A 25,083-nucleotide genomic window follows, 5' to 3' on the forward strand; every position below is an offset into this window, starting at 1 on the left:
CTTAGACAAGAACCTCAGCTTTGCAGCTTTGCTTGGTCTTGAGACCCAACTCCGCCAAGAGTTCACGGTCTTGTTCTGCCTCGGGATTACCGGTAGTGAGTAGTTGCTCACCATAAAAAATAGAATTAGCGCCAGCCAAGAAACACATAGCCTGAACAGCTCTTCCGAGCTCTTGTCGACCAGCCGATAAACGCACTCGTGCTTTAGGCATTGTGATGCGCGCAACAGCGATTGTTCTCACAAATTCTAGGGGATCTAAAGGCTTTTGTTCTGCTAAAGGTGTGCCAGCAACAGGAACTAAATGATTGATAGGAACCGACTCTGGATACGGACTCAAATTTGCTAAACGCGTTAAGAATGCTGCACGCTGTTCACGTGATTCACCCATACCAACAATGCCGCCACAACAAACAGACATACCTGCTGAACGTACATGAGAAATCGTATCTAATCGATCTTGATAACCACGAGTAGAAATCACTGAACGATAAAAATCTTCACTTGTATCGAGATTGTGATTGTAAAAATCTAAACCTGCATCAGAAAGAGCCTGCGCTTGATCAGCTTCTAACATTCCTAAGGTGGCACAAGTTTCAAGACCCAATGCTTTGACACCCTTGATCATGGCAGTCACTTTCTCAATGTCACGATCCTTTGGTTCACGCCAAGCTGCGCCCATGCAAAAGCGATTAGAGCCCGCAGCTTTAGCAGCTTTAGCAGCCTCTAAAACTTCCTCGAGACCCATCAGTTTTTCTGCCTTCACATCGGTGTCGTAGCGAGCCGCTTGAGGGCAATAGCCGCAATCTTCGGGACAACCACCAGTCTTAATCGATAGCAAAGTGGCCAATTCCACATCTCCTTCAGGGAAATAGGCCTTATGAGTCTCCTGGGCTCGGTGCATTAACTCATTAAAAGGGAGGTCAAATAAGGCTTCCACCTGGGCAACAGTCCATCCACCAGCCGCATCAAGCTCTTTGCGTAAATCGGCCTTTGATTTCACTTGTGTGAGGGGTTTTTCGACGGTTTGGGTGTCCAGCATGAGCAAATTCCAGAAAATGGGTCAATCCAAGGCATAAACATAACAGATACAGGGCTTAACTTGTGAAAACTAGTGGTCAAATATCAAATATGAAGGTTATTCCTGATTTCAATCAAACCAGCCTCGTCGATCGCAGCTTAAAAGCCGTTTGGCACCCCTGCACGCAAATGAAGCATCACGAGTCCTTTCCTTTGGTTGCCATTTCCAAAGGAAAAGGTCCTTGGCTTTACGATGAACAAGGTAATGCGCTGTTAGATTGCATCAGCTCATGGTGGACAAATCTTTTTGGACATTCAAACCCACGCATCAATCAAGCCATTACCAAGCAACTCGACAAAATTGAGCACGTCATGCTTGCGGGCTTTACCCATCAACCAGTAGTCGAGCTATCTGAGAAGCTGGCTGCACTGAGTAAGGGCAATTTAGGTCACGTCTTTTACGCATCGGACGGCGCCTCTGCAATTGAAATTGCTCTCAAAATGAGTCACCACTATTGGCAACTAAACGGCAAACCACAAAAGAAAAAATTTGTTTGCCTTGAGAATGGTTATCACGGGGAAACTTTAGGGGCACTTGCGGTGACTGATGTCGCCATTTTCCGAGAGGCCTATGGATCCCTTTTACAAGATGTTTACACAGTGACTTCACCAGATGCTCGTAAAGCAAAAGCTAGCGAGAGTGCAGAGGATGTTGCTAACAATGCAGCAAAAGAAGTTGAGCAACTTTTTGCAAAAGAGCATGAACATATTGCCGCGATTGTAGTAGAGCCACTCGTGCAATGTGCAGGTCAAATGGCCATGCATTCACCGCAATATTTACGCTTAATAAAAGAGCTTTGTGAACGCTACCAAGTTCATTTGATTGCTGATGAAATCGCGGTGGGATGCGGGCGCAGCGGTAAATTTTTTGCTTGTGAACATGCCAATATTTGGCCTGACTTTCTAACGCTTTCCAAAGGAATCAGCGGCGGTTATTTACCATTGTCATTGTGTATGACAACAGAAAAAATTTATCGAGCTTTTTATCAAGATCAAATTCGTCATGGATTTTTACATTCACATTCATACACAGGTAACCCACTAGCTTGTGCTGCTGCATTAGCCTGCCTAGAGATATTTGAAACAGAAAAAGTCATTGAAAAAAATATTGCTCGCTCACAAGAACTGGCCGATGCGTTTGCATGGGCTAAAACTGATCCACGCATTGAGCACTGGCGTCAACAAGGCATGATTTTGGCATTTGATGTAAAGCCATCTGCAATAAAAAATATCAGCACTTTTCCACGTGAAGTGTTCGCCAAGTGCTTAACTACAGGCACATTAGTTCGCCCTATTGGCAATACGATTTACGTTATGCCACCTTACGTTCTCACTCAACAAGAAACTGTGCAAATGGGGCAATCTATACAACGCGCATTAAATCAGGTTTTAGATGTCTAAAGCGATTTCGACATTTGGCGCCCTCAAACTTGCACAAGATCAAATTGCCGATCTAGATCAGCAATTGCTAAAACGCAAATTACGCACGACATCCTCTGCATGCAATCCCAATATATTGGTTAGCGGTCGAGAACTAAAAGCTTTTTGCAGCAACGATTATTTGGGTCTTGCCAATCACCCAGAAATTGCCAAAGCACTGACCGAAGGCGTTGAAAAATATGGGGTGGGCAGCGGCGCTTCACATCTCATTAGCGGTCACAACATTGCACATGAGCAACTAGAAAAAAAGTTGGCATCACTGCAAACGCCTTACATTCCGCAAGCGCAAGCTTTATTTTTTAGCACGGGCTATTTAGCGAATATCACTGCCATTACAAGTCTTGCCAGACTAGCTCCCCAAGGCAATACCAGCATTTACTCTGCAAAACTAAACCATGCCTCACTCATTGATGGAATTCGCTTAGCCAGTGCGCAAACCAATGCAGCTGTAACTTTATTTGATCACACAGAGTTGCAAACATTCATTGAATCAATAAAGAACGATCAAAGACCTCAAAAAATTATTGTGACAGATGGTGTTTTTAGCATGGATGGCGACCTCGCACCAATCAAAAAACTGCTGGAAATTGCCGAGCAATATGATGCCCTTTTATTGGTAGATGATGCGCATGGCTTTGGTGTTCTTGGTAAACAAGGTCACGGTATCTTGCAACAAGAAAATATTTACTCCGATCGAATCATTTACGTCGGCACTCTTGGTAAAGCGGCCGGTGTGAGCGGTGCGTTCATATGTGCTCATAATCCCTTTGTTGAGTGGATGATTCAAAAGGGGCGCCCCTATATTTACAGCACCGCCACCCCTCCAGCCATTGCTCATGCCCTTCTCAAGAGTATTGAGATCATTGACTCAGATGAGGGTAAGCAACGCCGCGCGCACTTACATCGCTTAATTGATATTTGGCAAAAGGAAATGCATTTCTCAACCTGGGAAAAGATATCCTCATGCACCCCCATACAACCACTAATACTGGGAAGCAATGCAAGTGCATTATTGGCGGCAAAATTACTTGATGACGCAGGATATTGGATTCCAGCAATTCGACCACCGACCGTTCCAATTGGTAGTTCTCGCTTGAGAGTGACCTTTTCCGCAAGTCACAGCGAAGACGAGTTGCGAGCCTTGATACAGACATTGCAATCTATTGAACGTCATATTCTTGAGAAAAAACTGTAATGACGTTGAAAACAGGGTATTTCGTTACAGGCACTGATACTGAAGTTGGCAAAACTTTAGTATCTGGCGCTTTAATTCTGAAATTGCGAGAGCTGGGTCGAAATGCATTCGGCTTCAAACCCGTAGTTGCTGGTACATACCAGGGACAAAATGGGGAATACATCAACGAAGATATTGAAACTTTACGAGCTGCTTCAAATTTGCCTCAAACACAATCAATCTGTCCCTTTGTATTGGATGCACCTGCAGCACCTCACATAGTTGCAAAGGCAAATGGCATTGAACTGAACGTTAATAAATTACTTGAGTCCTTTACAGGCATTCAAAATGAGAATGATTTTGTGGTTGTTGAGGGTGCGGGTGGATTTATCGTCCCATTAAATGATCATGAAAGCTTGGCAGATTTTGCGCAAAAGATCGATTTGCCCATCATTGTGGTTGTAGGTATGAAATTGGGTTGCCTTAACCATGCACTACTCACTATAGAAGCAATCAAAACTCGCAAAATGAAAATTGCAGGCTGGGTTGCTAACGCTCTTGCTCAAGAAATGAGTCTATTGAACGAGAACATTCAATCCTTGCAAGATCGTATTGACGCTCCATTTTTGGGAATGATCCCAACCCTACCGTTGGCTTTGCAAAAACAAAGTAACAGCCCCTATTCTCTTGCAGCACTTCAATTTGCTGCACAGCACATTCAATTACCAAAATAAGAAAAGTATTGTTATTGCTCGTTTATATGAGGTCAATAGATTGCAAGTGAGCGTACTCGGTCACTTTGGGCTAAGATGAAGGTATGCATTTACTTCCTGAAATAGTAGATTCCGCAGAAGCAATTCAAGAAATCCGTCGCAATCTACACGCACACCCCGAATTACGTTTCGAAGAAACTCGTACCTCAGATCTAGTGGCAGAGGCGTTATCGTGTTGGGGTATCTCCGTTTTTAGGGGCATGGGTAAAACAGGTGTGGTTGGGAAATTAGATGGTGAGCTCGGTCCAGGCAAAATGATTGGGTTGCGAGCTGATATGGATGCGCTTCCACTACAAGAACACAATAACTTTGCCCATACTTCACGCAATCCCGGAAAAATGCACGCCTGCGGTCATGATGGTCATACCGCGATGCTTCTGGGCGCCGCTCAATATCTCTCAAATCATCGAGACTTTAAAGGCTCTGTTATTTTCATTTTCCAACCTGCAGAAGAAGGTGGTGCGGGTGCACGCGAGATGATCAAGGATGGCTTATTTGAGCAATTTCCTTGTGATGCGGTCTTCGGACTACACAACTGGCCTGGGTTATCGGAGGGTCATTTTGGCGTTACCGCTGGCCCAATGATGGCTTCAAGCAACACTTTTGAAATCACAGTCACCGGGAGAGGCGGACATGCCGCCCTTCCCCACAATAGCGCTGATCCGGTGCTCGCAGGCGCCCAGGTTGTCACAGCGCTACAGAGCATCATCACACGCAATAAAAGACCTGTAGATGCTGCCGTGCTCTCTGTTACACAATTTCATGCAGGCGAAACCAGTAACGTGATTCCAGATAGTGCTTTTATTGGCGGCACTGTTCGCACCTTTACCCTAGATGTTTTAGATTTAATTGAGCAACGTTTGCGTGAGATTGCCCATAACGTTGCATGCGCATTTGATTGTCAGGTTGATATTCGATTTGATCGCAACTATCCACCCTTAATCAATCATGAAAAAGAGGTGGAGTTTGCCAGCGAAGTGATGAGTGAGTTGGTGGGCAAACAAAATGTGAATACCTCGATTGATCCAACCATGGGCGCTGAAGATTTTGCATTTATGTTGCTAGATAAGCCTGGTTGCTACGTCTTCTTGGGCAATGGCGATGGAGATCATCGCTCTGTAGGACATGGCATGGGCCCATGCCACCTCCATAACCCCTCTTACGACTTTAATGATGCACTCATCCCAGTAGGCGTGAGCTATTGGGTCAAACTAGCTCAACGCTATCTGGCACAAAACTAATCAAGAAATTAAGAATTGGTAAATTGGGCTGGGCGTTTTTCGATAAACGCTGCCATACCTTCTTTTTGATCATTGGTTCCAAAGCAAGCATGGAACAAGCGTCGCTCAAAATGAATGCCTTGTGACAATGTCGTTTCATAAGCAGTGTTCACCGCCTCCTTCACCATCATCGTTGTCAATAAAGGCATATCAGCGATGTCTTTCGCAATGGCTTTGACTTCTTTGAGCAAATCCGCTTTTGGAAATATCCGTGACACTAAGCCAGAGCGCTCTGCCTCAGCAGCATCCATCATGCGCCCTGTTAAGGCAAGATCCATCGCCTTTGCTTTAGATATGGCGCGTGGCAAGCGTTGCGTGCCTCCCGCACCAGGAATAATGCCTAATTTGATTTCTGGTTGAGCAAATTTGGCATTGTCTGCTGCCATGATGGTGTCGCACATCATCGCCAATTCACAACCGCCACCCAATGCATAACCAGATACGGCAGCTATCACAGGCTTACGCACTTTTAGTAAGTGCTCCCAGTTGCTGGAAATAAAATTATTGCGATAAACATCTTGAAGATTTTGTTTGGCCATAGATGCAATATCTGCACCAGCAGCGAAAGCTTTTTCACTGCCCGTAATAATGATGCAGCCAATATTGTCATCCGTATCAAATCCTAATAAAGCCTCACCGAGTTCATCCATCAACTGGTTATTCAATGCATTTAGTACTTCAGGGCGATGTAATGTAATAGTGGCAACCTTACCCTCTACCTCAGTCAAAATGGTTTTATAACTCATCGTTTTTTCTTTCAAGTTCATCGTTTATTAACGCGGCAACAATAACCACATCTTGCCATTTTGTTTCATCCGACCCGCCAACTCTCCAGCAGATTCGCCCGAACCCCAATAGTAATCAGCTCTGACCCCACCCACAATAGCTTTACCAGTATCTTGCGCAACCACTAGTTTTTGCAGAGCCTGACTGCTTAGCGGCCTGGTGGTTGCTAAAAATACTGGCGCCCCCAGTGGTAGCGCCTGAAGATCAACGGCAATACTACGCTCAGCAGTTAATGGAACGCCAAGCGCACCTATAGGACCCAAATCTGGATCTACGTTACCAGGCAACTCTTTAAAAAATACAAAGCGCGGGTTAGCGTTGAGCATCTCATTCACGCGATCAGGATTGCGCTTAGCCCATTGCGAGATACCCTGCATAGTAGCTTCGCTGCGCGTAATTTCTTTGCGATCAAGGAGCCATTGTGCAAAAGATTTAAACGGCTGGTCATTAGTGCCTGCATATCCAAGACGCACTACACGACCATCATCTAAACGAATTTTTCCAGATCCCTGGATTTGCATAAAAGCAGCTGCAACAGGATCTTGAACCCAAGCAATTTCAGAGCCCTTGAGCATTCCTGAGCTCATTAGTTCCGCCCGAGCTGGGCCGGGATTGGGTTTATTTTTTTTCCACACATTTGGATAGGCATACAGTGGAATGTTGTAAATAGAAGTTCTTGTCAGCGAGCCATTCATCACTGGCTCGTAATAACCAGTGATTAAACCCACTTCACTTCCAGAGCTATTACGAACTTCATACGCTTGAAAATAATTTTCAAAATAGCGGCGTATCGCTTGGGCATCGCGGCTAGAAACACTATTTGCTTGTGTGCAAGCCTGCCGCCAATTGATTTCGCTTGTACGTCTGCGAAGAGCGTCACAACTCTTAAGCCAAGCTGACCATACCGCAGTCAAATCATCGTCTTGCCAACCAGGTAATGCCTGCCAAGAAACTGCACTAAAACTGGCAATTGATGAACTGTAGGAGGATGGGGAAGCTCCCAAAGAACCTGGCCGATATCCTGAGCCACGAGTTGATGGCGTTGAACATCCTGCGATCAAGCCAGCTATCACAATAGCGAATACACTTATTAAAAACCATCTAATTTGAGAAATCATGATCGCTAATTTACTAGATGAGTACCCAATGCTTCTGTTTGTCATCGAAGGCGCTATTGCCTTGGGACTTTTGCTGTTTATTGTCCTTTGGACTGGCAAAGGCAAAAAATAATCTTTTGCTTATTAATGCAGGGTCCTGGGCATCACGAGAGCAAACTCCGGGATGGGCGCTTGGAAAAACTGGGCGTCCTCTGTGACGCAAAAATACTCTCCACGCATGGTTCCAGCAGGCGTTGGCAAGGTAGCCCAACTGGTGTACTCAAAATGCTCGCCAGAACGCAATAATGGCTGCTGACCAACCACTCCAAGCCCACGAACCTCCTGAACATCATTGTCACCATCGGTGATAAACCAATGACGAGCAATCAACTGGATACTGGCAGACCCGGTATTACGGATCGTGACGGTATAAGCGAAGGCAAATTGGCGATTATCGGGGTCTGATTGGTCCGGAAGATACTGAGTCTTGACGGTAATGCTGATTTCATGGGGATTCATGCACGAATTCTGCTCCATCCCAAGGCCAACTGCAAGCTAGAATCTAGGGATGGAAAGCAAAAATACCTTGTCCGAGCATCAATATTTGATAGCCCCTTCAATTTTGTCGGCCGACTTTGCCTGTCTGGGCAAAGAAGTACAAGAGGTCTTGACCGCCGGGGCTGACTGGATTCACTTTGATGTGATGGATAACCATTACGTTCCCAACCTCACCATTGGCCCTTTGGTCTGTGAGGCCATTCGCCCCTATACCCAAAAGAATGGGGCACCCGCCGTCATTGATGTGCATTTGATGATTGAACCGGTAGATCGTATCGTTCCCGATTTTGCTAAAGCAGGCGCCAATCTCATTAGCTTTCACCCTGAAGCTAGTCCACACGTCAATCGCACATTAAATTTAATTCGTGATCAAGGTTGTCAATCTGGTCTGGTGTTCAATCCTGCGACACCGCTTGATCATCTAGATCACACACTTGATCTCATTGACTTGGTTTTACTCATGTCAGTGAATCCTGGTTTTGGCGGGCAATCTTTCATACCAAGCACGCTCCAAAAAATTACCCAAGTACGCACACGCCTAGATCGCTATGCTGCCGAAACCGGTAGAAAAATTCGTTTAGAAGTCGACGGTGGCATCAAGGTCGACAACATCGCGCAAGTGGCAAAAGCAGGCGCTGATACTTTTGTAGCTGGCTCCGCTATTTTTGGACAAGACAATTACGCTCAAGTCATTAGCGCAATGCGAACAGAATTAGGCGCCTTAGGAAATTCAGGAAAAGCCTAATGCAACAACAAGAATTTGATGCTTTAGCTAAGCAAGGTTTTAACCGCATACCTCTTGTCAAGGAGGTGTTAGCAGACCTTGAAACTCCACTCTCTTTATATGTCAAACTGACTCAATCATTTGGCAAGCAAAATACTTACCTTCTGGAATCTGTACTTGGTGGTGAGCGTTTTGGGCGTTTCTCGTTTATTGGCTTGCCAGCCAAAACGATTATTCGCACTGTAGGTACCCCATCCAAACCCATTAACGAAGTGGTAACGGATGGCAAAGTGGTTGAAACCAACACCGATAATCCCCTTGAATTCGTAGACTCCTATTTCAAAAGATTTAGAGTAGCCGTACAACCTGGCCTTCCACGTTTTTGTGGTGGTCTGGCGGGTTACTTTGGTTATGACACCGTTCGCTATATTGAATCTCGTCTGGCCAAGCATGATTTGCCTGATGAACTAGGCGTTCCTGACATTCAACTCATGTTGACTGAAGAGTTAGCAGTCATTGATAACGTAGCAGGAAAAATTTATTTCATCGTCTATGCAGATCCAGGAAATGCTAATAGCTTTGAAAGAGGTCAGGCTCGCCTAAAAGAATTGCTTGCCTGTCTTCATAAACAAGTCAGCGTGCCTCCCTCATTGGCAAGCACAAAAACAGAGTTAATTCGTAAATTTAAGTCGGCTGACTTTGAAGACGCAGTGCGCAAAACCAAAGAATATATTTTGGCTGGCGATTGCATGCAGGTTGTTATTGGTCAGCGTATTAGCAAGCCTTTTACCGATTCACCACTGGCCCTTTACAGGGCATTGCGCTCCTTAAATCCATCGCCTTATATGTATTTTTATGATTTTGGCGATATGCAAATTGTCGGATCCTCTCCAGAAATTCTTGTTCGCCAAGAAAAGCGAGGGGCAGAAAAGATTGTGACCATCAGACCCCTGGCAGGCACTCGGCCTCGTGGCGCAAATCCAGAAGAAGATGAGCGCTTAGCAAAAGAACTGCTGGCCGACCCAAAAGAAATTGCAGAACATGTCATGTTGATTGATCTTGCTCGCAATGATGTTGGTCGTATTGCTAAGACTGGCTCTGTCAAAGTGACCGACTCCATGTCGATCGAGAAATATTCTCATGTCCAACACATTGTTAGCTCAGTTGAAGGCGACCTTTTAGACAATATGAGCAATATGGATGTACTGCGCGCTACATTTCCGGCCGGTACATTATCTGGCGCACCCAAAATTCGCGCCATGGAAATCATTGATGAGATGGAAATTGTGAAGCGTGGTGTTTATGGTGGCGCTGTTGGTTACCTTTCTTTTTCGGGAGATATGGACGTCGCAATTGCCATTCGTACTGGTGTCATTCGCAATGGGATGCTCCACTCTCAGGCTGGCGCCGGCGTAGTTGCTGACTCAGATCCAACTGCAGAGTGGAAAGAAACTGAGGCAAAAGCCCGTGCTGTCTTAACGGCGGCTGATTTGGTGCAAGGAGGTCTTGATGCTTCTCATGATTGATAACTATGACTCATTCACTTACAACCTAGTGCAATATTTTGCTGAACTAGGAGAAGAAGTAAAAGTATTTCGTAACGATGAGATTGCTGTTGGTGAGATTGCAAAACTTAACCCTGCACGCATCTGTATTTCTCCTGGACCATGTAGTCCTGCTGAGGCAGGAATTTCTGTTGAGACTATCAAACAATATGCGGGAAAAATTCCTATTTTGGGCGTGTGCCTAGGACATCAAGCGATTGGTGAGGCTTTTGGTGGCAAGATCATCCGTGCTCAAAAAGTCATGCACGGCAAGACCGACAACATCCATCACACTGGTGTTGGGGTATTTAAAAACCTACCAGACCCTTTTAAAGTCACCCGCTACCATTCTTTGGCAATAGAGAAAAGTTCGCTACCTGCATGCCTAGAAATAACAGCAACTTCTTCGGATGGAGAAATCATGGGCGTGCGCCACAAAGAACTTGCTGTAGAAGGCGTTCAGTTTCATCCGGAATCTATTTTGTCCGAGCATGGTCATGCACTACTGAAAAACTTTTTACAAAACAAATAACCAAGCCACAGCATCATGTCAATCACCCCACAAGAAGCACTACAACGTTGCATTGAACATCGCGAACTTTTTCATGATGAAATGACCGAAATGATGCGCCTCATCATGAGCGGCGAAATGTCGCCTGAACTCGTAGCAGGCTTGCTAGTTGCTCTGCGCACCAAAAAAGAAACTGTTGGTGAAATTGCGGCCGCAGCTCAGGTCATGCGTGAGTTTGCTACCTCAGTAACTGTGAATGACCGCAGTCACTTGGTTGATGTAGTGGGCACCGGCGGTGATGGCGCTCACACATTTAACATTTCTACGGCAGCGATGTTTGTTGCAGCCGCTGCTGGTGCAAAAATTGCCAAACATGGCAATCGTAGCGTGAGTAGCAAATCAGGAAGCGCAGACGTACTTGAGGCTTTAGGCGTAAATCTCGCCCTCTCAGCTGAACAGGTAGCAGCCTGCATCTCTAATGTGGGCGCAGGCTTCATGTTCGCCCCAAATCACCATCCGGCCATGAAAAATGTAGTGCCTATTCGCAAGCAATTAGGCGTACGCACCATTTTTAATATCTTAGGGCCGCTCACCAATCCTGCGGATGCCAAACGTATTCTGATGGGCGTATTTCACCCTGATCTTGTAGGCATTCAAGCACGGGTCTTACAAGCACTGGGCATGGAACATGCGTTGGTGGTGTATGGTCGCGATGGTCTTGATGAAATTTCCCTTGAGGGACCCACTCTTGTTGGCGAACTTAAAGATGGCGCCGTGCGTGAATACGAAATTCATCCAAGTGATTTTGGTTTGAATACAGCCCCTACAGTTGGATTCAAGGTTGCTAATGCAGAAGAGTCCAAGAAAATTGTGCTCGATGTCATCAATAACATACCTGGTCCAGCAAGTGATATTGTGTGCCTCAATGCAGGCGCAACTCTATATGTTGCAGGCATTACGCCCGACATCGGTAGCGGAATCAGCAAAGCAAAATCTGCTATTGCAACTGGTGCCGCCCGTCAAAAATTAGATGCCTTTGTTGCCGCAACCCAAGCAAAATAAATATTGATTTATGAGTGATATTCTCGAAAAAATTGTTGCAACAAAAAAGCTTGAAGTGGCTAACTGCCTGCGAAAAGTATCACTCGCTAATCAGCGTGAACAGGCTGAAGCAAACAATCGAGATGCGCTGCTGCAGCCTAGAGGTTTTATTCAGTCTATTAATGAAAAAATTGCTGCTGGCAAACCCGGCGTCATCACAGAGATCAAAAAAGCAAGTCCAAGTAAAGGCGTCTTGCGTGAGAACTTTTTACCAGCAGAAATTGCTCAGTCTTATGAAAAACATGGTGCCGCCTGCTTATCTGTACTAACCGATGTAGATTACTTTCAAGGACATAACGACTATCTGCAACAGGCCAGAGCAGCATGTAGCATTCCCGTGCTACGCAAAGACTTTACGATAGACCCCTACCAAGTTTATGAAGCCCGCGCAATTGGCGCAGATGCGATTTTGCTCATCGTGGCATGTCTGCAATTAAATCAAATGAAAGAATTAGAGGCCTGTGCCCATGAATTGGGACTAGATGTATTGGTAGAAGTACATGATGGCGCAGAACTAGAGCAAGCGCTTGAACTGAATACACCTTTGCTTGGGATAAATAATCGCAATCTAAAAACCTTTGAGGTAACCCTACAAACAACACTCTCTCTTTTATCTGCCGTACCTAAAAATAAAACTTTGGTGACTGAATCAGGAATCTTGACTCGTGCAGATGTCCAACTAATGAGAGAGAACGCTGTTAATGCGTTTTTGGTTGGTGAGGCCTTTATGCGCTCTGCTGACCCTGGCGTCGCATTAAGCGAATTATTTTCTTAAGCTAACTCAGTCTGCCCAAGCGGCCAGTTCGGCGTAAAAAATCTAAGCTCGCCTTAATAAGAGAGATGAGCAAGAGAGAACCTAAAACATCACCTACAAACATCACAGCAAAGTGATTCAAACTTCCGCTATCCTCCAGCCCCATTAGCCTATACCAAGCTTGATGGAGTCCCGCACATAGCAGTGCATACAAGAAAATACAAACTAATAAATTCGGTAGGCTAAGATTGCTTAAATCAGGCTCTAGCTTGATATTGCTAAAAATAATGAGCCTTGCTAGATATGGCGCAAATCCCGAAATGACGCCAGTTCCTATACACAGAACCAAGTCATGTGGCAGTGCTCCAGCATAGCTAATTAAAAATGAGGCAACCCCAATACCAATAGCGCCCGGCAAACCAAATATCAGGGTTAAAAATAATCGTAGCCCAGCTGGCAAGTAAATCCAATTGACTCCCGAGCTAAATACCAACTCACTAGTCAGCCATGCGTTCGAGTAAAAGAGAAGGGCATAAGCAAATGCACTGATTAAGCAGCCTACGATCCCAGTCCGGATAAGTGAAAATATTGTCATCAAATTCAATGTGGATATCTCATTCATTGACTCTCATCAATTGCCTGATGGTTGCAATAGGAATACACTGCATCTATTCATAGCAACCATAGCATTCATATCAATCATTACCAGTATGTCAAACCCTAAGCAGTCCCCTTATATTCGCTTTCTTAATCTGATTGATGCGCTTGATCGAATGAATCCTGGCAAAAAACTCGACTGCACAGAAGAAAGTTTGTTGGACAAAATTGTGAGTTCAGCCTTCGAAAAAAAACCTGTTTTAGTGGGCGATCTCATCTCTCTATCCAATCTTGGATCCCAGGCAACCCTTCATGGACGCTTGAAAAATCTCAGCGCAATGGGCTATATCAAAATGGCTGCCAATGAAGATGGGCGTAAAAAGGAAGTGCTACCAACCAAGCTTGCGATCAAGAGATACGAAGAGATTTCTAAATGCTTAGAGAAAGCAGCAAAATCAACCTAAGTCAGTTTCTCTAACTTCATTAAGAAAAAAGCCTTGAACTCAAGGCTTTTTCATTTGGTAAAGCAGTTTTAAGGTGATTTAAACGTTAAACAAGAAGTTCAAAACATCGCCATCCTTGACAACATACTCTTTGCCTTCGGCGCGCATTTTGCCAGCCTCTTTTGCTCCAGATTCACCTTGATACTGGATAAAGTCATCATAAGAAATCGTTTGCGCACGAATAAACCCGCGTTCAAAATCGGTATGAATCACTCCAGCAGCTTGTGGCGCTGTATCACCTTGGTGAATAGTCCATGCACGCACCTCTTTCACACCAGCGGTAAAGTAAGTATGCAATCCTAGCAATGCATATCCTGCGCGAATCACGCGATCCAATCCTGGCTCACTCATTCCAAGATCCGCTAAAAATTCTGCTTTGTCAGCATCATCAAGATCGGCAATTTCTGCTTCAATCGCAGCGCAAACCGCAACGACAGGGGCTTTTTCTTTAGCAGCATGCTGCTTGACTGCTTCTAGATGCGGATTATTTTCAAACCCGTCTTCCTTCACATTGGCCACATACATAGCCGGCTTGGCGGTAATTAGGCAAAGAGGTTTAATGAGGACTTTTTCTTCATCCGTGAGCTCTAAGCTTCGAACTGGTTGCGCGGAATCGAGATGCGCCTGAACTTTAGTCAGTACTGCAACTAAAGCGGCTGCCTCTTTATCATTGCCCGACTTAGCCGCCTTGCTAGAGCGAGCCAGCGTCTTTTCTACTGTTGCCAAATCTGAAAGCGCCAATTCGGTATCAATGACCCCGATGTCAGCGATAGGATCAATCTTGCCCGCTACGTGAACCACATTGGGATCCTCAAAACAGCGCACCACATGGGTAATGGCATCTGTTTCTCGAATATTGGCTAGGAACTGATTTCCCAAGCCTTCGCCTTTTGAGGCGCCAGCCACTAAACCTGCAATGTCGACAAACTCGACTGCGGCTGGCAGTATGCGCTCAGGCTTTACGATCTGCGCCAGAGCAGCTAGACGGGGGTCAGGAACCTCCACGACACCAACATTGGGCTCAATCGTGCAGAAAGGGTAGTTTTCCGCAGCGATTCCAGCCTTGGTAAGCGCGTTAAAGAGGGTAGATTTGCCGACATTAGGCAGGCCGACGATGCCACATTTCAAAGACATGGCTTTATTGTAAAGGGGCTGGTTTCGATATCATCGAGTTATGTCAGAAGTTCACCAAAAACAAATACCCCCAAAAGCCGTCAATTCATCGCAAACGCGTTCTGTTGACGTTGCGGTGATAGGGGGCGGCATCGCTGGAAAGGCCTGCGCCCTGGGAATGGCACAACTTGGGCTTCAAACAGCAGAAATTGCCCCCGATCTCAATCAAGCCACCCCAAACCCTCAGGGCACCCAATGGGGTCAAAGAATTTACGCCTTTTCACCAAGCACGCAAAAACTGCTTGCCTCTCTTCAGGTATGGGATGCGCTCGATCACCATCGCCTTCAAGTGGTCAGAGACATGCGTATATACGGTGATCGTGGTGAAAAAAATGATCAGCTACACCTTTCTGCATTTGAAGCAGGCACTCCGCAACTTGCTTGGATAGGTGAATCCAATCTCATAGAACACACACTCGATCAAGCTGCTCGCTTTCAGAATAAATTGGATCGCATCGCCGATGTTGTAGAAAAAATAGATGTAGAAAATAGTGGTAGCACCCTCCATTTAAAAAGTGGTGCCACCATTTGCGCCCAACTGGTTATTGCTGCAGATGGAGCGAATTCACCACTTCGCTCTGAAATCGGCATTAGCGCTAGCGAAGAAAGTTACCAACAAAGTGCTGTTGTTGCCAACTGGATATGCACATACCCTCACCTTGAAACTGCCTTTCAGTGGTTTCTTCCCGGTGGAGATATTGTGGCAATGCTACCTTTGCCCAACAAGCAAGTTTCCATGGTCTGGTCGACTTCGCCTGTGCATGCATCCGAATTATTACAACTCACTCAAGAGCAGTGGCTTGAGCGTTTTTCTTCGATCGCCAATGGTGCCATCTCCAAACAGCTTGGAGAGCTTACCCTACATTCAACCCCTGCAGCATTTCCATTGAGAAAGATTCGCGCCTCACGGTTTATCGGCCCTGAGTCTAATCCTAAAGTTGCCCTTATCGGGGATGCCGCACACGTGATGCATCCTTTGGCCGGACAAGGCTTAAACCTAGGCTTGCGTGATGTTGCTGTACTTCTCAATATTTACAAAAAGCGTGAATCATTTCGTGCGCTTTCTGATCTCACATTACTGCGTCGTTACGAGCGACAAAGACAGGGAGATACCAGCGCCCTCCTGTGGGTAACCGACAAGCTCAAAAAGCTGTTTTCCGGAAATAGTGCAACAGAGAAACAATTGCGCAACTGGGGATTAGGTCTTGTCAATCAAAGTCACTTTATCAAACAGCGCCTCATTGAACGCGCACTTGGAGAAATTCATTTTGACTAGATATTTATATTTATTGATCTCGACCTGCACATTAATGTGTTTTGGCTTGCTATTTTCCACCCCTGCCTGCGCACAAGCAGAGCAGCAAATTAAAACAGAGATTCAGAAAAAATTAGGTACAAATGCCAAAGTAAGAAGTGTGAGCCCTAGCCCAGTTTCTGGGATTTACGAGGTACTCGTCGGCAACGATATTTTTTATACCGATGTCTCCGGCAAATATTTAATTCAGGGTGAAATCATTGAAATTGCGTCAGGCAAGAATATTACGGAGCAACGACAGGCTGATTTAAATCGCATTAAATGGACCGACTTAAACCAAGCGAATGCCTTTAAGGTCGTTCGAGGCAATGGCGCTCGACAATTAGCAATTTTTTCTGACCCCAATTGCGGCTACTGCAAGCGTCTCGAAAAATCACTACAGCAATTGGACAATGTCACGATTTATACCTACCTCATCCCGATTCTTTCTGCCGATTCACTGCAAAAGTCAAAGCAGATATGGTGCGCTACCGACCCCAATAAAGCCTACACAGACTGGATGATCAACGGCGTCACACCAAACGGTAAATCTGATTGCGCAAATCCTTTAGATAAGAACATGACCTTTGCCAAAACCTATGGCATTACTGGCACTCCAACCATTTTCTTTACCGATGGCAGCCGCTTTCCAGGAGCAGTACAGATTAGCGACATTGAAAAGAAATTTGCCACTTTGAAATAACCTATACCCATGATTAATACCAACGATCTGCCAGCAATTCAGTACACCGTTTGGCCAGCAGACCTCCATGGTCATCGCTTTCAGGTAAAACTCCACATTGCGCATCCCGACCCCAATGGGCAAGTTATCCAAATGCCTGCTTGGATCCCTGGTAGTTATCTCATTCGAGACTTCTCAAAACAGATTGAAACAATCGCAGCATATAGCGTCGCTCCCACAAAAAAAGAAATTGCCTTAGAGCGTATTGATAACAATCAATGGCGCCTTCCCCCGCTTGATAGTGCTGTAGAAGTCATGACAACTATCTATGCATTTGATAACTCTGTACGGGCAGCCTACCTTGATACTGAGCGTGCGTTTTTTAATGCCACTAGTCTTTGTCTTGAGGTCAAAGGTCAATCGAATACTCCCTGCTCTCTCGCCATCATTTGTCCACAAGAAGCCTACGCCGAACATTGGACGGTACAAACAAGCTTAGCGGTCGCCAAAACTGATCAGCGTGGCTTTGGATTCTATCTAGCCAAAAATTATGATGATCTGATTGATCACCCTGTTGCTATGGGTGAGTTTCAGATGCTGCGCTGGGCCGCCAATGGCACGCCACACTATATGGCTGTTCAGGGTTGCGTGCATCCGCTTGATGCCGATCGTCTTGTTAAGGACTTACAAGCGATTTGTACTGCGACAATCGATCTTTTTGAACCAAAATCCCGCAAAGCCCCTTTTAAGCATTTTCTATTCCTAGTCAATGCTGTCTTAAATGGTTATGGTGGTTTAGAACACCGCAATAGCACAGCGCTCCTGTGTCGACGCGACCAAATTCCACAAAAAAATGCTCCGCTTGATGAAGTAAGTTATCGAGAATTCTTAGGCTTATGCAGTCATGAATATTTTCATGCTTGGCTGGTAAAACGCATACAACCAAAAGCATTTCAACCCTACGATCTTGGCAATCGAAATCTCACATGTCTACTTTGGTTATTTGAGGGATTCACCAGTTATTACGATGATTTACAACTCTTTCGCAGTAAGCGAATCGATTTATCAACCTACCTTAAGCTGGTTGCCGATAACTGGAATAATGTCTTGCGCGGCCCAGGACGAAATAAACAAAGCATCGCTGACAGCTCTTTTGATGCTTGGACTAAGTACTATCAGGCCGACGAAAACACACCTAATGCTGTTGTAAGTTATTACGGTAAGGGTGCGCTCTTGGCATTAGGCCTGGATTTACAAATCAGAGCATTCACAAGTAATAAAAAATCACTGGATGATTTGATGCGTCTGATATGGCAACAACATGGTCTCACTCTTCATGGCATTTCCGAAGATGGCCTAGATACACTGATTCATGAATTATTGGGAGATGGCTTTACAAAAGTCTGGAAAGATATCAAAGTCCGCTATATCTTTGGTACACAAGACATTCCCTTGCAAAAATGGATAGCTTCATCGACTGTTTCGGTCAAACCCAAATCATTAACGAAACTGGAAAAAGTAAAGTTGCGATTAGGTATGCGACACACCGATAGCCAGGGTTGGTTAAAGGTCACTCATATCCTAGATGGGGGAGCTGCACAGGCAGCAGGCCTAGCTCCTGGAGATTTGCTGGCGAGCATCAATGGTCAGCGTGTTACCAGCGCGAGATGGGATAAGTTATTAGGCAGTCTTGCAGAAAATGAAGGTGCCACTCTATTGTTTTATCGCGATGATCTGGAGTATGAGCGTAGCCTGATCCTTCAATCAACACATGCACCTTTACAGTACGAACTTCTCCCTGCAAAACCGCACTCAAATCGCTAATGCCTTCTTTCTCTAAAGACGATATTCCACCAGACTGGCGTGAGTTACTAGGCGAATATTTAGAATCCGACTCGTGGAAGCAGCTTAAAAAAAATGTTCAGGCACTTCTTGAACAAAACTATTCCAGCGTCAGACCGGAGCCACAACACTTTTTTAAAGCCTTAAGCCTCACTCCTGTTGATCAAGTAAAGGTGGTCATTATTGGTCAAGATCCCTATCACTCTCCAGGTTTAGCGCAAGGTTTGGCATTTTCAATACCCAGATCGATTTCAATACATTCTCGGGAGTTTCCAAGCTCACTTCGCAACATTAGTAAAGCACTTACGATTGAGGGGTTTGGCACGCTTACCCATGGTGATCTTCATGATTGGGCTAGGCAAGGTGTGCTTCTATTAAACACTGCGTTGAGCGTTCAATTGGGGGAAGCGGGCAGCCATACCAATTTAGGATGGAAGGATCTAGTGGATCATCTCATTCGAGCGCTAGCATTAAAAAAGCCCTCTCTCGTATGGTTACTGTGGGGTGGTCATGCACAATCTAAATTACCCCTCATTTCATCCGAGAGCACTCATTGCCAGAAGGCGCTGATCTTGCAATCCTCCCACCCATCTGGACTAGGCGTCTATAAAACCAAGACGCCATTTCTTGAGCCGGGAGATAAGGGTAGCTGCCAACATTTCAAGAAAACAAATGAATGGCTTATAAAACAGGGTTTGGAGCCTATCCAGTGGGTTACCACCACTTCACAGAACCCTACCCAGGGCACTCAAGAAGACTTATTTAGCTAAGGCGGTAAAACAGATCCCTGTAAAGCAGGCCGCGACAATCGCGCTTGCCCACTCTAGCATTTGTCCAGATTGAAAATAGCCGCCGTATTGACCTAGCAGCGAGCTCGCCATCGCAGCTATGAATCCCAGAACGATGACCATTAAAAAACGAATGGCGTTCGCATTTTTGGATCGCCCAGGGTAAAAAATCCAGGCAGCAGCCCCAGATCCACCCCCAATCAGCAGAAAAGCCAAAAACCCCATTCTTACCCCCATTAATTGAGCCATCAAATCTATAATCACGATTATGAAGTTGTTGACACTCGGCATCAATCATCACACAGCGCCGGTCGCCATTCGGGAAAAGGTTGCCTTTGACCCTGAATTTCTTCAAGAAGCGTTGCATGATCTCCGCCAACATTTGCTGGGGGCGAATCAATCTGGGCTGCCCGAAGCCACTATTTTGTCGACCTGCAACCGCACTGAAGTCTATTGCGCCGCAAATGATGCGAGCGCTGCTAGCCTCCTTCATGAGGCCACATTTGATTGGTTAGCGAAAACACAACAATTGGCGCCAAGTAGTTTAGAACCACATATCTATTCCCTACCTCAATCTGATGCTGTGCGCCATGCTTTTAGAGTGGCCTGTGGATTAGATTCAATGGTTATTGGTGAAACCCAGATTCTTGGTCAAATGAAAGATGCCGTTCGCACTGCTAATGATGCAGGCGTCTTGGGTACCTATCTCAATCAGTTATTTCAGAAAACATTTGCAGTTGCCAAAGAGGTTCGAGGCTCAACTGAAATTGGTGCGCACTCTATTTCTATGGCAGCAGCCTCGGTTCGCCTATCTGAGCGCATCTTTGAAAAAATTTCTGAGCAAAAAATTCTATTTATCGGTGCAGGTGAAATGATCTCCTTATGCGCCACACATTTTGTTGCTCGCAAACCTAAAAATGTGGCTATTGCCAATCGCACCATTGAACGCGGTCAAGAGTTGGCTGATGCGATCGCCACACAAAATATTGAAGCTGAATCCTTTAAGTTATCTGAGCTCCCGGGTCGTTTGCATGAATTTGACATTATTGTTTCTAGCACTGCATCTTCCTTGCCAATCATAGGTCTTGGAATGGTGGAAAGCGCTCTTAAGCAGCGTCGTCATAAGCCAATGGTGATGATTGATCTGGCTGTGCCAAGAGATTTTGAACCAGAGATTGCAAGATTAGATGACGTTTACTTGTATACCGTAGATGACCTGGGCGTCATGATTCAAACGGGTACGAGTTTGCGACAGGCAGCAGTAAGTCAAGCTGAGGCAATTATTGAGGATCGGGTTGGTAACTTCATGCATTGGATGCAAGGACGCAATGCGGTACCACTCATTCAAGATATTCAGCAACAAGGTGAGAGACTGAGACAGTTAGAGTTAGAGCGCGCTATGAAACGCTTAATGCGCGGGGATGATCCTCAAGAAGTACTGAGTGCTATGGCCCAGGGTCTCACCAATAAATTTTTACATGGCTCACTTCACGCGCTACAACATTCCAATGGGGCAGAGCGTGATGCCTTAATTAAATTATTACCAAAACTATTTACCTCCCACTCCAAGCCAGAAGATCATTAGATGAAACCTAGCATGCGGGCTAAGCTAGAACATCTAGACACGCGCTTAGCTGAACTCAATTCTCTTTTAACCTCCGAAGAGGCAACCAAGGATATGGATGCTTATCGCAAGCTTACGCGCGAGCATTCCGATATTGCCACTGTGGTGGAACAATTTGGCCTCTATAAGCAAGCGGAGGCTGATGCTCAGGCGGCAGAAGAAATGCGCAAAGATCCCGAAATGAAGGATTTTGCCGATGAGGAACAAAAAGAAGCGTTGGCAAGAATGGAGGAGCTTGAGGTTTCTCTCCAAAAACTGTTGCTGCCCAAAGATGAAAACGATGAGCGCAATGTGTTTCTAGAGATTCGTGCCGGAACAGGTGGAGATGAAAGCGCTCTATTTGCTGGAGATCTGCTGCGTATGTATACCCGCTTTGCCGAACGTCAAGGCTGGAAAATTGAAGTGGTGAGCGCGACCGAGTCCGATCTAGGGGGCTACAAAGAAGTAGTCTTACGCCTAGTTGGACAGTCGGTGTATTCAAGACTCAAGTTTGAATCTGGCGGTCATCGTGTGCAACGTGTTCCTCAAACAGAAACTCAAGGACGCATACATACTTCTGCATGCACCGTAGCAGTAATGCCTGAGGCGGACGAGCTTGAGGCAGTCAAAATTAATCCAGCAGAGTTGCGCATCGACACCTTCAGGGCTTCGGGCGCAGGTGGTCAGCATATTAATAAAACAGATTCGGCAGTGCGTATTACCCATCTTCCCACAGGCACGGTAGTGGAGTGCCAAGATGACCGGAGTCAACACCGTAATCGTGAGCAAGCGATGAAGGTATTAGTTTCTAGAATCATGGACGCTCGCGAAAGAGAAAAGCATCAACTTGAAGCGCAAACCAGAAAATCGCTCATTGGCTCTGGTGATCGTAGTGACCGTATCCGTACTTACAACTTTCCACAAGGTCGGATTACTGATCACCGCATCAATCTCACTCTCTATAAGATCGATGCCATGATGGATGGCGATATTGATGATCTATGCAACGCGCTTGCTGCAGAACATCAAGCCGAGTTACTCGCTGCGTTAGGCGATAACTAAACAAGATGACTGCTGAGCTGAGTTTGCGCTCCATTTTGAGCCAAACACGCCTACCGCTAAATGAAGCACGTATTTTGCTGGCGCACGTTCTTGATAAGCACTATCAGCTTCCGCGTTCAGCATTACATTCAAAAGATGATCTTGAAATAAATGGCGATGCCTTTTCAGAGTGGCAAGAGCTTGAATCAAAAAGGCTAGCCGGCCATCCCATCGCCTACTTAGTCGGTAAAAAAGGATTTCATAACATTGAACTCGCAGTAGGTCCCGGGGTATTAATACCCCGCCCTGAAACCGAGTTACTCGTTGAGATCGGCTTACGCCAAATTGAACAACTTAAGAAAGCCGGCTCCATTCCTAAAATATTAGATTTAGGCACTGGCTCTGGAGCAATTGCGCTAGCAATCGCAAACGCTGACTCTGAAGTGGGTGTCACGGCAACCGATCAGTCGCTTGAGGCGCTAGCAATCGCACAAAAAAATGCCGAGCTATTGGATCTAACAGCTCGGATACGTTTTGCACAAGGTAATTGGTATGAAGCCTTAAACCCAGAGGAGCGCTTTGACATCATCCTAAGCAATCCGCCGTATATCACCAAGCAAGATCCCCATCTTTTACAGGGAGATCTGCGATTTGAGCCTCTAACCGCCTTGACTGATCAGGCTGATGGCCTCAGTTGCCTACAAAGGATTATTGAAGGGGCAAGCTCTTTTCTTGCTCCCAATGGGTTTATTGCAGTTGAGCATGGATTTGATCAATCGAATGCTGTGATCAAAATGATGAAGTCAGCGGGCTTTTCTGAGATCCAAGCCCACCAAGATCTCTCAGGACATCAGCGGGTGGTTTCGGCCCGAAAATAAGCTGTAGAGCAACCTCTTTTGGTCTAAAGCCTTAAAATCCCAAGTAAGAAGTTGCAAATTATTTTTACCGCTTTATTGCATTAGAGGAAGAATCTATGGATACCCAAGCACAAATTAAAGAAATAGTTACCAGTCATCCTGTCGTATTGTTCATGAAAGGAACTGCTCAATTTCCTCAATGCGGATTTTCTGGAAACGCAGTCAATATCTTGCGCGCTAGCGGTGTTGAAAAATTACACACGGTAAATGTACTGGAGGATCCAGCTATCAGACAGGGAATTAAAGAGTACGCCAATTGGCCCACCATCCCACAGCTCTACATTAATGGTGAGTTCATTGGTGGGTCTGACATCATGACGGAAATGTTTCAGTCTGGCGAATTGCAAAAGCTAGTTAAAGCATAGTTGCACATAGTACTGCTCAGTCCGTGACTTTTGATTTAGGATCGCTTCTCTTATTTGGCCTACCTCTTGGGGCATGTGCTGGCCTGTTGGTTTACGCCCTTAGCCTACGGAATGCCCTCAAAAACGGGGAAGCGCAAGCACAGACGAATGAAGTTTTATGCGCAAGCTTGCGTAATGAACGCGATCTGGCCATACAAAATGCAATTCGCCTTGAAGCAGAGTTAGATGCTGAACGCAAACAAGGACTCGGACGAATTGAGGCACTCAATGAAGCCAAAGAGGCCCTTACCAGCCAGTTTAAAAATTTAGCAAACGATATTCTGGAAGACAAATCGAAACGCTTTACTGAGCAAAATGCCGCCAATCTTGATGCGCTATTAAAGCCGCTACAAACCAAGCTGACTGAATTTAAAGAGCAGGTCAACAATTCTTACGGCAATGAAGCGCGTGAACGCTTTGCGCTAAAAAGCGAAATCGAACGCTTGGCTAACCTCAATTTGCGCATGTCTGATGAGGCACGCTCTCTTACGCAAGCCTTAAAAGGTGATGCAAAGATTCAGGGTAATTGGGGTGAGTTAGTTCTCGAATCCATTCTGGAATCCTCGGGCCTACGCAAAGGTGAAGAATATGTAGTGCAAGATAGTCACACGCAAAGTGACGGTTCACGCCTGCAGCCCGACGTCGTCATTAAACTTCCTGAGGGTCGTAGCCTAGTAGTAGATAGCAAAGTATCCATTACTGCTTATGCACGGCATACAGAAGCAACAGATTCCGTGGCCGCAGAACAAGAATTGGCTGCCCATATTCAGTCACTAAGACAACATATCCAAGGGCTTTCTGGAAAAAACTACAGCGCTCTTTATGGAGCAGGTTCAGTAGATTTCGTTTTGATGTTTGTACCCATTGAACCTGCATTTTTATTGGCCCTAAAGACTGCGCCAAATCTCTATCAAGAAGCCCTATCAAAAAATATTGTGCTTGTTTGCCCGAGCACATTAATGGCGACATTGCGGACTGTTGCGCATTTGTGGAGACAAGATCACCAAAATCGAAATGCCCTAGAAATTGCTAAGCAATGTGGCACTCTTTACGATAAATTTGTGGGCTTTGTCGATGATCTAGAAAAACTGGGGCAGCGTTTAGATCAAGCTCAATCGAGTTATCACGATGCTTTCAATAAACTAAAAACTGGCAAAGGCAATCTCATCCGCGCCGCAGAAAAAGTCCGCGAGCTTGGTGTAAAGCCCAACAAAAATTTATCTGCGCCTCTAATTGAATCGTCTTCAGATTCTGAATAAATTGAATACCCCAACTGAGATTGCAGGCGCTAACGCTCCACCCAATTTTCGTAAAACCGCTATCGCCGCCTGCTTTGGGACTTTTTTAGAGTGGTATGACTTCCTCACCTTTGCCCCCCTAGCAGTTGTCCTGGCGCCATTATTTTTTCCAGCCACAGACC

26 protein-coding genes are annotated in these 25,083 nt (G+C 45.5%); 19 read left to right on the top strand and 7 right to left on the bottom strand.

All coding sequences use genetic code 11. The annotated features are described in order from the left end of the window. Nucleotide 1: 1 nt before the first annotated feature. A complete protein-coding gene (gene bioB / locus KIH43_RS04015; RefSeq protein WP_366069220.1) occupies nt 2–1,000 on the bottom strand; it encodes a biotin synthase BioB in 999 nt (332 codons plus the stop codon). Nucleotides 1,001–1,128: 128 nt separating this feature from the next. On the opposite strand from bioB, the gene bioA reads away from it, so the two are divergent. The 4 genes from bioA to KIH43_RS04035 all read left to right on the top strand — a co-directional run bounded on the left by bioA (nt 1,129) and on the right by KIH43_RS04035 (nt 5,705). Beyond that, complete coding sequence (bioA, locus tag KIH43_RS04020) at nt 1,129–2,478, top strand: adenosylmethionine--8-amino-7-oxononanoate transaminase (RefSeq protein ID WP_297717996.1); 1,350 nt, start codon at nt 1,129–1,131, stop codon at nt 2,476–2,478. After that, a complete protein-coding gene (locus KIH43_RS04025; RefSeq protein ID WP_297717999.1) occupies nt 2,471–3,712 on the top strand; it encodes an 8-amino-7-oxononanoate synthase in 1,242 nt (413 codons plus the stop codon). Before bioA ends, KIH43_RS04025 begins: the two co-directional genes overlap by 8 nt. Further along, nucleotides 3,712–4,425 (top strand): dethiobiotin synthase, encoded by a 714-nt coding sequence (gene bioD / locus KIH43_RS04030; RefSeq protein WP_297718002.1) that lies wholly within the window; start codon nt 3,712–3,714, stop codon nt 4,423–4,425. Before KIH43_RS04025 ends, bioD begins: the two co-directional genes overlap by 1 nt. Nucleotides 4,426–4,508: 83 nt before the next feature. Continuing rightward, nucleotides 4,509–5,705, top strand: a complete 1,197-nt coding sequence (locus KIH43_RS04035) for a M20 aminoacylase family protein (RefSeq protein WP_297718005.1) — start codon at nt 4,509–4,511, stop codon at nt 5,703–5,705. 8 nt (nt 5,706–5,713) lie between these two features. Here the strand turns inward: KIH43_RS04035 and KIH43_RS04040 are convergent, their stop codons facing one another. The 3 genes from KIH43_RS04040 to apaG form a co-directional block, all read right to left on the bottom strand. Continuing rightward, nucleotides 5,714–6,490 carry an enoyl-CoA hydratase gene (locus KIH43_RS04040; protein ID WP_297718008.1) on the bottom strand — a complete coding sequence of 259 codons (777 nt, stop codon included), beginning with the start codon at nt 6,488–6,490 and terminating at the stop codon, nt 5,714–5,716. A gap of 27 nt (nt 6,491–6,517) precedes the next feature. Continuing rightward, nucleotides 6,518–7,648 carry an MltA domain-containing protein gene (locus tag KIH43_RS04045; protein ID WP_297718011.1) on the bottom strand — a complete coding sequence of 377 codons (1,131 nt, stop codon included), beginning with the start codon at nt 7,646–7,648 and terminating at the stop codon, nt 6,518–6,520. A 123-nt stretch (nt 7,649–7,771) separates the two neighbouring features. Beyond that, entirely contained in the window at nt 7,772–8,146 is a 375-nt protein-coding gene (gene apaG, locus KIH43_RS04050) for a Co2+/Mg2+ efflux protein ApaG (RefSeq protein ID WP_215366703.1), read from the bottom strand. A gap of 49 nt (nt 8,147–8,195) precedes the next feature. Between apaG and rpe the strand changes: the two genes are divergently transcribed. From rpe to trpC, 5 genes are read left to right on the top strand one after another with little or no spacing between them, the layout of a single operon-like run. Continuing rightward, nucleotides 8,196–8,930, top strand: a complete 735-nt coding sequence (gene rpe / locus KIH43_RS04055; RefSeq protein ID WP_297718014.1) for a ribulose-phosphate 3-epimerase — start codon at nt 8,196–8,198, stop codon at nt 8,928–8,930. Continuing rightward, nucleotides 8,930–10,435, top strand: a complete 1,506-nt coding sequence (gene trpE / locus KIH43_RS04060; protein ID WP_297718017.1) for an anthranilate synthase component I — start codon at nt 8,930–8,932, stop codon at nt 10,433–10,435. Before rpe ends, trpE begins: the two co-directional genes overlap by 1 nt. Continuing rightward, nucleotides 10,419–10,985 (top strand): aminodeoxychorismate/anthranilate synthase component II, encoded by a 567-nt coding sequence (locus tag KIH43_RS04065; protein ID WP_297718020.1) that lies wholly within the window; start codon nt 10,419–10,421, stop codon nt 10,983–10,985. Before trpE ends, KIH43_RS04065 begins: the two co-directional genes overlap by 17 nt. Before the next feature lie 15 nt (nt 10,986–11,000). After that, nucleotides 11,001–12,026, top strand: coding sequence for an anthranilate phosphoribosyltransferase (gene trpD / locus KIH43_RS04070; protein WP_297718024.1), 1,026 nt, complete (start codon nt 11,001–11,003; stop codon nt 12,024–12,026). A gap of 10 nt (nt 12,027–12,036) precedes the next feature. Beyond that, a complete protein-coding gene (gene trpC / locus KIH43_RS04075) occupies nt 12,037–12,840 on the top strand; it encodes an indole-3-glycerol phosphate synthase TrpC (protein ID WP_296967127.1) in 804 nt (267 codons plus the stop codon). A 1-nt stretch (nt 12,841) separates the two neighbouring features. On the opposite strand, the gene KIH43_RS04080 is transcribed toward trpC, so the two are convergent. Further along, entirely contained in the window at nt 12,842–13,414 is a 573-nt protein-coding gene (locus KIH43_RS04080) for a hypothetical protein (protein ID WP_297718027.1), read from the bottom strand. Nucleotides 13,415–13,529: 115 nt separating this feature from the next. Here KIH43_RS04080 and KIH43_RS04085 point away from each other — a divergent pair, with 115 nt between their 5' ends. Further along, on the top strand, nt 13,530–13,880 hold the full coding sequence (locus tag KIH43_RS04085; protein WP_296967131.1) for a hypothetical protein: 351 nt from the start codon (nt 13,530–13,532) through the stop codon (nt 13,878–13,880). A 78-nt stretch (nt 13,881–13,958) separates the two neighbouring features. Here the strand turns inward: KIH43_RS04085 and ychF are convergent, their stop codons facing one another. After that, on the bottom strand, nt 13,959–15,053 hold the full coding sequence (gene ychF, locus KIH43_RS04090) for a redox-regulated ATPase YchF (RefSeq protein ID WP_296967133.1): 1,095 nt from the start codon (nt 15,051–15,053) through the stop codon (nt 13,959–13,961). A 40-nt stretch (nt 15,054–15,093) separates the two neighbouring features. On the opposite strand from ychF, the gene KIH43_RS04095 reads away from it, so the two are divergent. From KIH43_RS04095 to KIH43_RS04110, 4 genes are read left to right on the top strand one after another with little or no spacing between them, the layout of a single operon-like run. Then, nucleotides 15,094–16,368 carry an FAD-dependent monooxygenase gene (locus tag KIH43_RS04095; RefSeq protein WP_297718031.1) on the top strand — a complete coding sequence of 425 codons (1,275 nt, stop codon included), beginning with the start codon at nt 15,094–15,096 and terminating at the stop codon, nt 16,366–16,368. Next, nucleotides 16,361–17,089: a DsbC family protein gene (locus KIH43_RS04100; protein ID WP_297718035.1), complete on the top strand. Its 729-nt coding sequence runs from the start codon at nt 16,361–16,363 to the stop codon at nt 17,087–17,089. The genes KIH43_RS04095 and KIH43_RS04100 overlap by 8 nt, the downstream gene beginning before the upstream one ends. Before the next feature lie 9 nt (nt 17,090–17,098). Then, nucleotides 17,099–18,892 carry a PDZ domain-containing protein gene (locus KIH43_RS04105; RefSeq protein ID WP_297718038.1) on the top strand — a complete coding sequence of 598 codons (1,794 nt, stop codon included), beginning with the start codon at nt 17,099–17,101 and terminating at the stop codon, nt 18,890–18,892. Beyond that, a complete protein-coding gene (locus KIH43_RS04110) occupies nt 18,892–19,680 on the top strand; it encodes a uracil-DNA glycosylase (RefSeq protein WP_297718040.1) in 789 nt (262 codons plus the stop codon). The genes KIH43_RS04105 and KIH43_RS04110 overlap by 1 nt, the downstream gene beginning before the upstream one ends. Here the strand turns inward: KIH43_RS04110 and KIH43_RS04115 are convergent. Then, on the bottom strand, nt 19,669–19,947 hold the full coding sequence (locus KIH43_RS04115; protein ID WP_296967141.1) for a hypothetical protein: 279 nt from the start codon (nt 19,945–19,947) through the stop codon (nt 19,669–19,671). The two genes, KIH43_RS04110 and KIH43_RS04115, sit on opposite strands and share 12 nt — an antisense overlap. Before the next feature lie 19 nt (nt 19,948–19,966). Here KIH43_RS04115 and hemA point away from each other — a divergent pair, with 19 nt between their 5' ends. The 5 genes from hemA (at nt 19,967) to rmuC (ending at nt 24,922) form a co-directional block, all read left to right on the top strand. Continuing rightward, nucleotides 19,967–21,283: a glutamyl-tRNA reductase gene (hemA, locus tag KIH43_RS04120; protein WP_296967143.1), complete on the top strand. Its 1,317-nt coding sequence runs from the start codon at nt 19,967–19,969 to the stop codon at nt 21,281–21,283. Next, nucleotides 21,284–22,363 carry a peptide chain release factor 1 gene (gene prfA, locus KIH43_RS04125; protein WP_297718044.1) on the top strand — a complete coding sequence of 360 codons (1,080 nt, stop codon included), beginning with the start codon at nt 21,284–21,286 and terminating at the stop codon, nt 22,361–22,363. Between the two features lie 5 nt (nt 22,364–22,368). Continuing rightward, the gene (prmC, locus tag KIH43_RS04130) at nt 22,369–23,220 is read left to right on the top strand and encodes a peptide chain release factor N(5)-glutamine methyltransferase (protein ID WP_297718048.1); all 852 of its coding nucleotides are present in this window, start codon (nt 22,369–22,371) and stop codon (nt 23,218–23,220) included. Nucleotides 23,221–23,315: 95 nt separating this feature from the next. Then, nucleotides 23,316–23,624 (top strand): Grx4 family monothiol glutaredoxin, encoded by a 309-nt coding sequence (gene grxD, locus KIH43_RS04135; RefSeq protein WP_296967148.1) that lies wholly within the window; start codon nt 23,316–23,318, stop codon nt 23,622–23,624. Nucleotides 23,625–23,647: 23 nt separating this feature from the next. Continuing rightward, complete coding sequence (gene rmuC, locus KIH43_RS04140; protein WP_297718051.1) at nt 23,648–24,922, top strand: DNA recombination protein RmuC; 1,275 nt, start codon at nt 23,648–23,650, stop codon at nt 24,920–24,922. Nucleotides 24,923–25,083: the final 161 nt, after the last annotated feature.

This window comes from Polynucleobacter sp., assembly GCF_018500155.2.
Taxonomy (GTDB): Bacteria; Pseudomonadota; Gammaproteobacteria; order Burkholderiales; family Burkholderiaceae; genus Polynucleobacter.